The 12234-nt window shown below is 73.9% G+C and carries 10 protein-coding genes and 2 tRNA genes; 8 read left to right on the top strand and 4 right to left on the bottom strand.

Annotated features, from left to right (window positions below; translation table 11 throughout):
* Nucleotides 1-59 precede the first annotated feature (59 nt).
* The 4 genes from ACGFZP_RS29680 (at nt 60) to ACGFZP_RS29665 (ending at nt 4094) form a co-directional block, all read left to right on the top strand.
* Nucleotides 60-995 carry an ABC transporter permease gene (locus ACGFZP_RS29680; protein WP_392938938.1) on the top strand — a complete coding sequence of 312 codons (936 nt, stop codon included), beginning with the start codon at nt 60-62 and terminating at the stop codon, nt 993-995.
* Entirely contained in the window at nt 992-3103 is a 2112-nt protein-coding gene (locus ACGFZP_RS29675; protein ID WP_392938937.1) for a dipeptide ABC transporter ATP-binding protein, read from the top strand. The genes ACGFZP_RS29680 and ACGFZP_RS29675 overlap by 4 nt, the downstream gene beginning before the upstream one ends.
* Before the next feature lie 136 nt (nt 3104-3239).
* Nucleotides 3240-3313 (top strand) — tRNA-Lys (locus ACGFZP_RS29670).
* 139 nt (nt 3314-3452) lie between these two features.
* The gene (locus tag ACGFZP_RS29665) at nt 3453-4094 is read left to right on the top strand and encodes a GPP34 family phosphoprotein (protein WP_392938936.1); all 642 of its coding nucleotides are present in this window, start codon (nt 3453-3455) and stop codon (nt 4092-4094) included.
* A gap of 100 nt (nt 4095-4194) precedes the next feature.
* On the opposite strand, the gene ACGFZP_RS29660 is transcribed toward ACGFZP_RS29665, so the two are convergent.
* Together ACGFZP_RS29660 and ACGFZP_RS29655 are read right to left on the bottom strand one after the other, a co-directional pair.
* A complete protein-coding gene (locus tag ACGFZP_RS29660) occupies nt 4195-5049 on the bottom strand; it encodes an alpha/beta fold hydrolase (protein WP_392938935.1) in 855 nt (284 codons plus the stop codon).
* On the bottom strand, nt 5046-5435 hold the full coding sequence (locus ACGFZP_RS29655) for a DUF998 domain-containing protein (RefSeq protein ID WP_392938933.1): 390 nt from the start codon (nt 5433-5435) through the stop codon (nt 5046-5048). The genes ACGFZP_RS29660 and ACGFZP_RS29655 overlap by 4 nt, the downstream gene beginning before the upstream one ends.
* Nucleotides 5436-5558: 123 nt before the next feature.
* On the opposite strand from ACGFZP_RS29655, the gene ACGFZP_RS29650 reads away from it, so the two are divergent.
* The 3 genes from ACGFZP_RS29650 (at nt 5559) to ACGFZP_RS29640 (ending at nt 9769) form a co-directional block, all read left to right on the top strand.
* Nucleotides 5559-5632 (top strand) — tRNA-Lys (locus ACGFZP_RS29650).
* Nucleotides 5633-5881: 249 nt separating this feature from the next.
* The gene (locus tag ACGFZP_RS29645; protein WP_392938932.1) at nt 5882-8371 is read left to right on the top strand and encodes a transglycosylase domain-containing protein; all 2490 of its coding nucleotides are present in this window, start codon (nt 5882-5884) and stop codon (nt 8369-8371) included.
* Between the two features lie 222 nt (nt 8372-8593).
* A complete protein-coding gene (locus ACGFZP_RS29640; protein ID WP_392938931.1) occupies nt 8594-9769 on the top strand; it encodes a DMT family transporter in 1176 nt (391 codons plus the stop codon).
* Here ACGFZP_RS29640 and lepB read toward each other — a convergent pair.
* Nucleotides 9732-10340 carry a signal peptidase I gene (gene lepB / locus ACGFZP_RS29635; protein WP_392938930.1) on the bottom strand — a complete coding sequence of 203 codons (609 nt, stop codon included), beginning with the start codon at nt 10338-10340 and terminating at the stop codon, nt 9732-9734. The two genes, ACGFZP_RS29640 and lepB, sit on opposite strands and share 38 nt — an antisense overlap.
* 467 nt (nt 10341-10807) lie before the next feature.
* Nucleotides 10808-11143 (bottom strand): chorismate mutase, encoded by a 336-nt coding sequence (locus ACGFZP_RS29630; protein WP_387946456.1) that lies wholly within the window; start codon nt 11141-11143, stop codon nt 10808-10810.
* Between the two features lie 316 nt (nt 11144-11459).
* Here ACGFZP_RS29630 and ACGFZP_RS29625 point away from each other — a divergent pair, with 316 nt between their 5' ends.
* Nucleotides 11460-11885, top strand: coding sequence for an OsmC family protein (locus ACGFZP_RS29625; protein ID WP_392938928.1), 426 nt, complete (start codon nt 11460-11462; stop codon nt 11883-11885).
* The last annotated feature ends 349 nt before the right edge of the window (nt 11886-12234 follow it).

Here is a 12234-nt window from a genome sequence, read left to right as displayed (position 1 = left end):
GGAGTCGTGATGACCTTCGTACCCCCGCGGGGAACCGCCGTGATCGGAGGCGAGGCACCGTGACCGCCGTCGTCGCACAGCCCGCCGAGGCCTCCGCCTCCGGCCGGCCCCCCGAGGCGGCCGGCCGGGGCCGGCTCGTCCTCGCCCGACTGCTGGCCGCCCGCTGGGCGGTGGCCGGCACCGTCGTCGTCCTGCTGCTGTTCGCCCTCGCCTTCGGCGGCCAGTACCTCACCCCCTGGGACTACGCCACCCCCGACTACACCGCCCTGCGCCAACCCCCCTCCGGGACCCACTGGTTCGGCACCAACGGGATCGGCCAGGACGTCTTCGCCCAGACCGTCCGCGGACTGCAGAAGTCCCTGGTGATCGGCCTGTTGGTGGCACTGTTCTCGACCGTGCTGGCCTCCCTGTTCGGGGCCTGCGCCGGCTACTTCGGCGGCTGGACGGACCGGCTGCTGATGTTCGTGGTGGACCTGATGCTGGTGTTCCCCAGCTTCCTGATCATCACCATCATCTCGCCGCGGCTGAAGGGCACCGGCTGGCTGGCCTTCGTCCTGCTGCTCGCCCTCTTCAACTGGATGATCACCGCCCGGGTGGTCCGCTCGATGACCCTCTCGCTGCGCGACCGGGAGTTCGTCCGCGCCGCCCGGTTCATGGGCGTCCACCCGCTGCGGATCATCACCCGGCACATCCTGCCGAACGTCGCCTCCTTCCTGATCATCGACGCCACCATCGCCGTCGGCGGCGCCGTGATGAGCGAGACCGCGCTCTCCTACTTCGGCTTCGGCGTCAAGGCGCCCGACGTCTCGCTCGGCACCCTGCTCGCCGCCGGCACCTCCGACGCGCCCGTCTTCCCCTGGCTGTTCTACTTCGCCGCCGGGCTGCTGGTGCTGTTCGTCCTGGCCGTCAACCTGATCGGCGACGGGCTGCGCGACGCGCTCGACCCCACCGCCGAGGCGGCCCGCCCCCCTCGTAGGAAGCGCGAAGGAAAGTGACCACCACCGTCGAAACCCCGCTACTGGCCGTCCGCGACCTGCGGGTCGACTTCGCCGGACCGCGCGGCACCGGAGTCCCCGCCGTCCGGGGCGTGGACCTCACCCTGCGGCGCGGCGAGACCCTCGGCATCGTCGGCGAGTCCGGCTCCGGCAAGTCCGTCACGGCGCTGGCCGTCCTCGGACTGCTGCCCGCAACGGCCGACGTCCGCGGCTCGGTCGCCCTGGACGGGCGGGAGCTGGTCGGCCTGCCCGGCCGCGAACTCGCCGCCATCCGCGGCAGCCGGATCGCCATGGTCTTCCAGGACCCGCTCTCCGCGTTCACCCCGGTCTACCGGATCGGCGAGCAGATCGTCGAGGCGCTGCGCATCCACCAGCGGCTGGACAAGCCCGCCGCGCGCAGACGGGCCGCCGAACTGCTCGACCTGGTCGGCATCCCGGCCCCCGGGCGCGCCCTGGACGCCTTCCCGCACGAGTTCTCCGGCGGCATGCGCCAGCGCGCCATGATCGCGATGGCCATCGCCAACGACCCCGACATCCTGCTCGCCGACGAACCGACCACCGCCCTGGACGTCACCATCCAGGCCCAGGTGCTCGACGTCCTGCGCACCGCGCAGCGGGAGACCGGCGCCGCGCTCGTCCTGGTCAGCCACGACCTCGGCGTCATCGCCGGGATGGCCGACCGGGTCGCCGTGATGTACGCGGGCCGGGTGGTCGAGACGGCCGACGTGGACGAGCTGTTCGCCGCTCCGCGCCACCCGTACACGCTCGGCCTGATCGGAGCGGTACCGAGGCTGGACGCCCGGGGCGGGCCGCTGGTGCCGATCCCCGGCGCGCCCGCGCCGATGGCGGACCTGCCGGCCGGCTGCCCGTTCGCCGCCCGCTGCCCGCTGGTGGAGGAGCGGTGCCGGACGGCCGAGCCCGGGCTGGAGGGCCCGGGCTCGCACACCGCGGCCTGTGTCCGCAGCGGGGAGCTGGCCGAACGGCGGCCGGCGCCGGCCGAGGTCTACCCGGTGCCGGCGGTGCCTGCGGAACCGGCCGGGGCGGCCGGGGCCGTCCCCGGGTCTCTTGGGTCACCCCGGGAGGAGCGCCCGGTCGTGCTCTCCGTGAGCGGGCTCGGAAAAACCTTTCCGCTGCTCAAGGGCGCCGTCTTCAAGCGCCGGGTCGGCGAGGTGTACGCGGTGGACGGCGTCGAACTGGACATCCGCCAGGGCGAGACGCTCGGCCTGGTCGGCGAGTCCGGTTCCGGCAAGTCCACGACGCTGTTCGAACTGCTGCGGCTCGCCGCACCCGAAGCCGGCCGGATCGAACTGCTCGGACAGGACACCTCCCGGCTCTCCCGGGCGCAGGCCCACCGGCTCCGGGCCGAACTGCAGATCGTCTTCCAGGATCCGATGGCCAGCCTCGACCCCCGGATGCCGATCGGCGACATCGTCGCCGAGCCGCTGCGCGCCCAGCACGCCGCCCGCGCCGAGATCGCCCGGCGGGTACCCGAACTGCTGCGCCAGGTCGGCCTCGACCCGGCCCACGCCGTCCGCTATCCGCACCAGTTCTCCGGCGGGCAGCGCCAGCGGATCTCGATCGCCCGCGCGCTGGCCGTCCGACCGAAGCTGCTGGTGCTGGACGAGCCGGTCTCCGCGCTGGACGTCTCCATCCAGGCGGGCGTGCTCAACCTGCTCCAGTCGCTCAAGGCGGAGCTGGGCCTCTCCTATCTCTTCGTCTCGCACGACCTGTCGGTGATCCGGCACCTCGCCGACCGGGTCAGCGTGATGTACCTCGGGCGGACGGTCGAGCAGGGCGAGGTCTCCGCGGTCTTCGACCGCCCCCGCCACCCCTACACCCGCGCGCTGCTCTCGGCCGTCCCGCTGCCCGACCCGGCCGCCGAGCGCGCCCGCACCCGGATCCTGCTCGCCGGGGATCCGCCCTCCCCGACCGCCCGCCGCACCGGCTGCCCGTTCCGTACCCGCTGCCCCGTCTACGCCGGGCTGGCCGCCGACGCGCGGACGCGCTGCGAGCAGCAGGCCCCGCCACTGACCGGTCCCGCGCCGGGTGTGGACCACGAGGCGGCCTGCCACTTCCCCGAGCTCGCGGGGGCGCAGGGGGCGCAGTAGGGCGCCGGCCGGTTCGCCGCTTGCTCCGCCGCCACCGTGCCGGCCGCTCCGCTCCGCCGGTCGTGACGCAACGTGGCGGGGCGGTGGCGATTCGGCGGATCGGCCCCGCCCCGTGTAATGTTCTCCAGGTCAGCAGGCGCCGCTAGCTCAGTTGGTTAGAGCAGCTGACTCTTAATCAGCGGGTCCGGGGTTCGAGTCCCTGGCGGCGCACATGCAGGTCTCAGGCCGTCCACCTCAGGTGGGCGGCCTGAGGCGTTTCCGGGGCGGGTAGGTTGCAGGGGCGCGACCGTCCACCGCCATGGCCGGCACCTGCCACCACTCGCCGACCGACCGCCGGAGGTGCCCGCCCGTGGCCCCGCTCGACACCCGTTCGATCCCCGAGGAACTCCTGCTGCTCTGCGTCGACCCGGAGCACGGCCGCCTGCGGATCCCGGCCGCCACCTTCCACCGGGTGATCGCGGGCGGCGTCCTGGCCGAACTGCTGGTGACCGGCGCGATCAGCGTCGACGGGCGGCGGATCACCGGATACCGGCCGCTGGGCCCCGCCGACGAGGTCGCGGCCGGCGTGCTCGCCCGGCTGGAGGGCGCCGGGAAGCGCCAGAGCCCGCGCGGACTGGACATCGCCCTGCGCCGGATCCCTCGCAAGCCCGGGCACCGGCCGTACCTCGACCGGCTGGTGGCCGCCGGGCTGGTCACCGCCGAGACCCGACGGGTCCTCGGAATCCCCTACCGGCGCTACGTGGCGGTCCGGCCGGACATCGGGGCGGTGACCGCCGCGCGGGTGGCCGCCACACTCGAACGCCCGGCCGACGGCTCGTCGGCCGACGAGCGCGACCGGCAGCTGGCCGGCCTGGTGGCCGCGGCGCGGCTGGACCGCCGGCTCTACCCGGGCTCGGCGGGCGCCGCGACCCGGCGGGCCGCCCGGCAGCTCGGCAAGGAACTGCCGGTCGCCCAGGCCGTGCGGCGGGCGCTCAACGCGGACGCCGGGTAGCGGCGCCGGCGGGGGCCTGAGTTGGGGGCGGGCGGCGGCGGGGTCGAGGCCTGGGCCTGGGCCTGGGCCTGGGCCTGGGCCTGAAGCGGGGTCGGACCGGTCAGCCGGTGTCCAGGATCGCCGAGGCCACCGCGTCCGGGCGGTCGAACATCAGCAGGTGCCCGGCCGGTGCGGTGGTCCGGAAGTCGGCGCCGAGCAGCCCGGCGAGCTCGCGCTGGCTGTCCAGCCAGTCGCGGGTCCGGGGGGTGTCGCAGCCGTCGTCCGCGGCCAGCACGGTGACCGCCAGCCCGTCGGCGAGCGGTGCGGTGCGGCGCAGCCCGTCCAGCTCGGCGGCCATGTCGAGGTAGCGGGAGTTCTCCCGGAGCAGCGCGCGCAGCGCCCGCCCGGTGCGGTAGCAGTGCCGGACCAGCGGTGCCGGGGCGAGCTCCTCGCCCCGGACGGTCGTCGCCCTGACCGTCAGCCGCCGCACGGCGGGCCCGAACAGGTACGGCACCGCGACGGCGGTGGCCGCACCCGCGGCGGCCCGGGCCGCGAGGTCGCGCAGTCCGGGGGCGGGGCGCGCCCTGGCCCCCGGCTCGGTGCTGCCGTCCACCAGGACCAGCCCGGCCGCCCGTCCCGGATGGAGCCGGGCGAAGGCCTCGACGTGGAACCCCGCCAGTGAGTGGCCCGCCACCGTGCACGGTTCGCGCAGCCCGAGGGCGTCCAACACCCCTCGGATGCGCTCCGCCTCCCCGGCCGCCGTCGACACCGGCCGGGCCGCGGGTTCGGGCGCGCTCAGCCCGTACCCGGGCCGGTCGAAGCGGACCACCGTGCGGTAGGGGGTGAGGAAGGGGACGACGAGGTCCCAGTCGAACCAGCTGCTGCCGAGCCCCCCGCTGAGCAGGCAGACCGGGCCGCGGCCCTCGGCGCGGACGTGCAGCGGCGTGCCGTCGATGCGCAGGAACACCGTGGTCATACCGTCTCCCGCCGCCCGCCCTCGGCCCGCTCGCCGGCCGGGGCGTCGGCCGCACCGCCCGGCCGCGCGACGGAGAGCGCCAACAGGGCCAGCCAGAGCGCGACCAGGAGGACCTGCAGGCGCTGGCCCGCGCCCAGCGACCAGGTGCCGTGGCCCGCCTCGAACGCGGCGATCGCGGCGAGGCCGGCCACCAGGTCGGTGGCGCGGAACAGGCCGCCCAGCGGCTGGTCCTCGGCGGCGAGCTCGCTGACGTACGCCTGGACCGGGTCGAGGCCCGTACTCAGCACCACCTCCAGCACCCATGCGGTGTACGCCACCGCGCTGAGCAGCAGCAGGGCGGCAACGGCGGACCGGGCGCTCCGGCGGCCGGGGCGGGGGCTGGGCACGGTTCCACCCTAACCGTCGGCAAACTCCGCCCCAACCGGGCGGAAACGGGCAGCTCCGACCGCCCTCCGGCTTTTGCGGTGGGAGGCGCTCCCGGGACCGTGTATTGTTCTCCAGGTCAGCAGGCGCCGCTAGCTCAGTTGGTTAGAGCAGCTGACTCTTAATCAGCGGGTCCGGGGTTCGAGTCCCTGGCGGCGCACAGACATTGGGGAGCCTCTCGCAACAGCGAGGGGCTCTCCGATTTTTTTGCCCATCAGCGCCCGTTTTGCGTGTGATGTCGGTCTCGATCGCCGCTTCGGTGGAGCCAACCGGCACGTTCCACGCGTATTGCGCTGTACACCGGAAAGCGGACATAAGTCCCCTCCCCGATCCCTTCGCCAGCCCCCTCACCGTCGACGATCCCGGCTGTGCAGGCCGGCACGGTCCACCCGCAGGAAAGGCCGCCGTTTTGTCCAGAAACATGTCCTCGGGCGGCCGGTCCTCGGACGGTGGCCGGAAGTCGCGCCGTCCGAAGCGCACCGGCTGGCGCCGGCTGATCCCCACCTGGCGGATGTCCCTGCTCGGCCTCGCGGTCGCAGTGCTGCTCGGCGTGGGCCTGTTCGCGCTCGGGATCACCCTGGTGAAGGTGCCGGACGCGCACGCCGCCGCGACCGCGCAGAGCAACACCTGGCTCTACCAGGACGGCTCGGTGATCGCCCGGACCGGCCAGACCAACCGGCAGAACGTGGGCCTGGACAAGGTCTCCCCCGCCGCCCAGCACGCCGCGCTGGCCGCCGAGGACCGCAACTTCTACCACGAGGGCGCCGTCAACGTGTCCGGCCTGGTCCGCGCCGCCGTCAACACCGCCAAGGGCGAGGGCACCCAGGGCGGCTCCACGATCACCCAGCAGTACGTGAAGAACACCTACCTGAGCCAGAAGCAGTCCGTCACCCGCAAGGTGAAGGAGCTCTTCATAGCGATCAAGGTGGACGCCACCGAGACCAAGGACGACATCCTCTCCGGCTACCTCAACACCTCCTACTACGGGCGCGGCGCCTACGGCATCCAGGCCGCCGCCCAGCAGTACTTCGGCGTCGACGCGGCGGCGCTCAACCCCGCCCAGGGCGCCTACCTGGCCACCCTGCTGAACGCGCCGAGCGCCTACGACGTGGCCACCGCGACCGCGGCGGGCAAGCAGAACGCCGTCAACCGCTGGAACTACGTCCTGGACGGCATGGTGAAGGAGGGCTGGCTCTCCGCCGAGGAGCGCGCCGCCACCGCCTTCCCCGAGGTCAGGGACCCGCAGACCCAGCTCGGCCTCTCCGGCCAGGCCGGCTACCTGGTCAACGCGGCGACCGACTACCTCACCGCGAACCGGATCATCACCGAGACCGAGCTGGCCAAGGGCGGCTACACCGTCAAGCTGACCGTGGACCCCGCCCGCCAGCAGGCGCTCCAGGACTCGGTCCAGGTGCAGCTGCACGACACCCTGAACCCGGACAAGCGGAAGGCCGACGCCGCCGCCCAGGCCGGCGCCGTCTCCGTCGACCCGAAGACCGGTGCCGTGGTCGCCCTGTACGGCGGGGTCGACTACACCAAGCACTACATCGACAACGCCACCCGGCGCGACTACCAGGCCGGCTCCACCTTCAAGGCGATCGCGCTGGCCGCGGCCCTGGAGAACGACGCCAAGACCCAGTCCGGCCAGACCATCACGCCGCGCACGGTGTACGACGGGACCAGCGGCCGCAAGGTCCGCGGCGGCAAGGGCACCCCGTACGCGCCGCCGAACGAGGGCGAGAAGAGCTACGGCCAGGTCACCCTCCAGCAGGCCACCGACTGGTCGGTGAACTCGGTGTTCGCCCAGCTCGCCCAGGACACCGGGCTGCAGCGGGTCCGGGACACCTCCATCGCGCTGGGCCTGCCCAGCAACACCCCCGGCCTGGACCCGGTGTCCTCCATCCCGCTGGGCACCGCCAACCCGAGCGTGCTCGACATGGCCGGCGTGTACGCCACCCTGGACAACGGCGGCAGGCAGATCACCCCGTGGCTGGTGCAGTCGGTGGACCGCGAGGGCGAGCAGCTGCCGCTGCCGGCCCACAGGACCACGCAGGCGATCAGCGAGGAGACCGCCCAGCAGGTGACCTCGATGCTGCAGGGTGTGGTGTCCGACCCGGGCGGTACCGGCTGGCGCGCGAAGGCGCTGGGCCGCCCGGTGGCCGGCAAGACCGGGACCACCGACGACCAGAAGTCTGTCTGGTTCGTCGGGTACACCCCGGAGCTGGTGACCTCCGTGGCGCTGTTCGGCCAGGACCCGGCCAGCGGTGCCCAGGTCAGCCTCAGCGGCACCGGCGGGATCGACGGCGCGGCGGGCGGCCAGTACCCCGCGCAGATCTGGACCGGCTACATGAAGGCGGCGCTGAAGGGGCAGCCGGTCACGGACTTCCCCTCGCCCTCGGACACCGACGACTCCTGGTCGGGCGGCAGCGGCGCCTCAAGCGGCTCCGCGACCCCGTCCGCGCCGGCCTCGACCCCGGCGGCCCCGGGCGGCGGCTCGACCGGCGGCTCGGGCGGTGCGGGCTCCGGCGCCTCGCCGGGGGCGGGCGGCTCCTCGGGGTCGTCCGGGTCCTCGGGCTCGTCGGGTTCGGGCGGCTCGTCCGGGTCCTCAGGGGGTTCGGGGTCGTCCGGCGGGCAGGACGGTTCGGGCTCCGGTGGTGGAGCGACCACCGCACCCACCCAGGAACCGACCCGGCAGCCGACCACACCGCCGACCAGCCGACCCACCCGGACTCCCGCGCCCACCACGGGGCCCACCACCGCTCCGACCACGGGCCCGACCACCGCACCCCAGCCCACGGGGGGCACGGGCGGCGGTACGGGGTCGGGCACGGATGCCGCGTCGGGCTCCGGTTCGGGCTCCGGTTCGGCCGCGCTGGCAGGGGCGGGCGCGGGTCAGTAGCCGCACCGTCGACTGATCGGCCGCGCCGCCTCGTCGGACCGCCGCCTCGGTCCGTTCCGCCTCTGCTCGCTCCGCCTCGGGCGTGTTCGTCGGGCACTGGCGAGGCGGGGCGGGCGCCGGTCCCGGTCCTCCGTGAACCTGCCATCGCGCACAGTTGCAGGCAGGACCAAATGCCGAAATGGCGCCTTACAGAATCGTCGGTATGACTGTCACAATTCGTCAGTGCACAGCTCAAACCCCTCGCTCGGCAGCTCATCGGGCAGAACCCTCGGCCTCTCCCTCGCGCTGGTCTCCGCCGTCGCCTTCGGCGGCTCCGGCACCGCGGCCAAACCGCTGATCGAGGCCGGCCTCTCGCCGCTCCACGTGGTCTGGCTCCGGGTCACCGGCGCCGCCGTGGTCCTCATCCCCCTCGCCTACCGCCACCGTGCGGCCGTGCTGCGGCGGCCCGGGCTGCTCCTCGGCTTCGGTCTGCTCGCCGTGGCCGGCGTCCAGGCCTGCTACTTCGCCTCGATCTCACGGATCCCGGTCGGCGTCGCCCTGCTCATCGAGTACCTCGGTCCGCCGCTGCTGATCGGGTACGTCAAGTTCGTCCAGCGCAAACCGATCAGCCGGGGTGCGGCCATCGGCGCCGGCGTCGCGGTGGCCGGGCTGGCCTGTGTGGTGGAGGTCTGGAACGGCCTGAGCTTCGACGCGCTGGGCGTCCTGTTCGCCCTCGGCGCGGCCTGCTGCCAGGTGGGCTACTTCGTCATGGCCGACGCCGCCGGCCAGGGCGACCGCCCGGTCGACCCACTCGCCGTCAGCGCCTACGGCCTGCTGATCGGCTCGGTCGTCCTCACCGTCGCCACCCGCCCCTGGCAGGCCGACTGGAGCCTGCTCGGCGGGGACGTCGTGATGAACGGGCACGCGCTGCCCGCCCTGATCCCGGCCGCCTGGATGATCCTGGTCGCGACCGTGCTGGCCTACCTGACCGGTGTGATCGCCGTCCGGCACCTCTCTCCCCCGGTCGCGGGGGTGGTGGCCAACCTGGAGGCGGTCGTCGCCACCGTGACCGCCTGGGTGCTGCTCGGCGAGCACCTGGGCCTGCCGCAGACGGCCGGCGGCCTGCTCGTCCTGGCCGGCGCCTTCGCGGCCCAGTCCAGCAAGCCGGCCGCGGTGGGCGAACCGGCCCCCGTGGGCGAACCGGCCCTCGTCGGCGAACCGGCCCCCGTGGGCGAACCGGCCCTCGTCGGCGAACCGGCCCTCGTCGGCGGGTCCGGCGCGGTGGGCGGGGCTACCGGTTCAGGCAGGTCGGGCGGGTCGGGCGGGTCGGGGGATCAGCGGCCGACCGCGGGACCGGACGGGGCACCCGCCGAGCACGCGGTCAGTGGCCGACCCAGCCGAACCAGTCGAAGTGATTGAGCGGCCACACCACGGCCGACACCGGTCCCACCACGTTCTCCACCGGCACCGCACCGCCACCCGGGCCGCGCTGGTGGTAGCGCGAGTCCGCGGAGTCGCTGCGATGGTCTCCCTCCACCCAGACGTGGCCCGCGGGGACCGTCACCGGGCCGAAGTCCAGCCCGGCGCAGGAGTCGTCGCCGGGGTGAAGGTAGGGCTCGACCACCTTCGCCCCGTCGACGGTCAGCGTGCTGCCTGAGCACTGCACGGTCTGGCCGCCCGCCGCGATGACCCGCTTGACCAGGTAGTTGTCGTCCTTCGGCGGCACCAGGCCGACGAAGCCGAGCACCGAGCCCACGGCGTTGGCGACCGGGTTCCCGCCGGTCGGCTGCGGCGGCAGCCAGTCCCCCGGGTCCTTGAAGACCACCGGCTCGCCGGGCTTCGGCTCCCAGCCGGTGAGCGGCGCGAGCTTGTTGACCCCGACGCGGTCGCCGATCCGCAGCGTGTTCTCCATCGACCCGGACGGGATGGTGAACACCTGGAACAGACAGGTCTTGATCAGCAGGGCGACCAGCAGGCCGACCGCCGCCATCGCGGGGATCTCGATCCACCACGGCCGGTGTCGGCGCCCCGCCCGCCTGGACTTCGACGACCGGCGGCCGCGCGCCCGACGGGCCTCGGCGCGGCCGCCGGGGGCGCGATGACCGCTGCCGGCGCTCCGACTGCCGCTCCGACCGCCGCTCTGACCTCCGCCGGCAGCGGGGTCCGGACCGGCCCCGGCGTCGGGGTGCGTTTCGGGCAGGTTCACCACCATCGTCGCTGCTCCACCTCTCCGGCTGGGGGAACTGCACGCTACGCCAACCGTGAAGCCACGCGAAATCGGGCATTTAGCTCAGTCCGACGCGGGCGGCCGGGTACAGAGGGGCGACCCGCCCGGACGCGGGCCCCGACGCAAGCCCTTGCGCGGGCCCCCGCTCCGGCCCGTCCGCCGCCTTCAGGCCCGGCCCCGGTCGGCCCCGGTCGGGCTCGGTCCGTCTTCGGCCCGCCGCCGGTCCGTCCTCAGGCGCGGGCGATGGCCTCGTGGTGCCTGATGACCTCGGCGATGATGAAGTTGAGGAACTTCTCCGCGAACACCGGATCCAGGTGCGCCCCGGCGGCCAGCTCCCGCAGACGCCGGATCTGGTCGCGTTCCCGAGCCGGATCGGCCGGCGGCAGCTTGTGCTCGGCCTTGAGCCGGCCGACCCGCTGGGTCGCCTTGAAGCGCTCGGCCAGCATGTGGACCACCGCGGCGTCGATGTTGTCGATGCTCTCGCGCAGGCTGGTCAGCTCGGCCCGGACGGAATCGGCGATCCCCTCGGGCAGTCCGGCATCGGGGGTCGTGGGGTGATCCGTCATCGGGGCGGCTCCGCGGCTGTCTGGTGGTGGGCGCCCGACCGTCCTGGCGGCCGGGCTCGGGCCCGGGCAAATCTAACAGGGCACCCGGCACGGTTCCGCACCATTTGGCGCATCTGTCCACGATCCGGACGGCATACGGACCGCTGGGCGACCGAGGCCGCCACCGGGTCCACGGCTTCGACGCCTCCCCGGCGGCCGACGGGCGGCGGGGGGCCCGCAGCGCCACTTGTGACCGGCCCCCGGCCTGCCCGTAGTCTGGTGCGCGGCATGACCGGAAGTGACGACTCAGCAGTCCTCAGTACTGGAGGTACCGATCGTGGCAACCACCCGCACCGCACACACCGCGTGGGAAGGCAACCTGCTCGAAGGAAAGGGCCAGGTGACCTTCGACTCCTCCGGCATCGGTGAGTTCCCGGTGTCCTGGCCGGCCCGGGCCGAGCAGCCCAATGGCAAGACCAGCCCGGAGGAGCTCATCGCAGCCGCTCACTCCGCGTGCTTCTCGATGGCCCTCTCGCACGGTCTGGCCGGCGCCGGCAACCCGCCGACCAAGCTGGACACCCAGGCCGACGTCACCTTCCAGCCCGGCACCGGCATCACCGGCATCCACCTGACCGTCACCGGCCAGGTGCCCGGCCTCGACGAGGCCGGCTTTGTGAAGGCCGCCGAGGACGCGAAGGCGAACTGCCCGGTCAGCCAGGCCCTGACCGGCACCACCATCACCCTGACGGCCAAGCTGGCCTGACGCTCCGCCGGGCCCGCGCGGCCCGGCCCCGGCGCGGCACGCGCGGCGCTCGACAGGCGCCCGAGAGCGCGCGCTGGGCGCACACGCCCCTGGCGCACATCATGTGATGTGCACCAGGGGCGTCCGCATGTACCACCACAGTTGACCCGAAAGCGGGCGAATCACCCTGGCGGCGGTCACCGCGCGTTGCCGTCGCGTCCTATGATCGGCCGCAGCGCCCTGTTCTTCACGCGAGTCCCCCGCCACCGCTCCGCGATGAGCGTTGCGCACCGGACTCCGCGGACCTCGACAGAGCGCGGGAGCCGGCCGCAGCAGTCCCGGGCAGCCGGCCGATCCAGCGTCAAGCATC

Origin of the sequence: Kitasatospora sp. NPDC048239 (assembly GCF_043202015.1) — a bacterium.
Classification (GTDB): domain Bacteria; phylum Actinomycetota; class Actinomycetes; order Streptomycetales; family Streptomycetaceae; genus Kitasatospora.
Note: the sequence above shows the minus strand (reverse complement) of the source record. Positions and strands in the feature narration are given on the sequence as shown.

Excerpts from the sequence above, each read along its gene's own strand:
- ACGFZP_RS29660 (WP_392938935.1), bottom strand. The coding sequence starts at position 5,049 with ATGACCACGGTGTTCCTGCGCATCGACGGCACGCCGCTGCACGTCCGC.
- lepB (WP_392938930.1), bottom strand. The coding sequence starts at position 10,340 with ATGGCGGCGGTCGGCCTGCTGGTCGCCCTGCTGATCAAGACCTGTCTG.
- ACGFZP_RS29630 (WP_387946456.1), bottom strand. The coding sequence starts at position 11,143 with ATGACGGATCACCCCACGACCCCCGATGCCGGACTGCCCGAGGGGATC.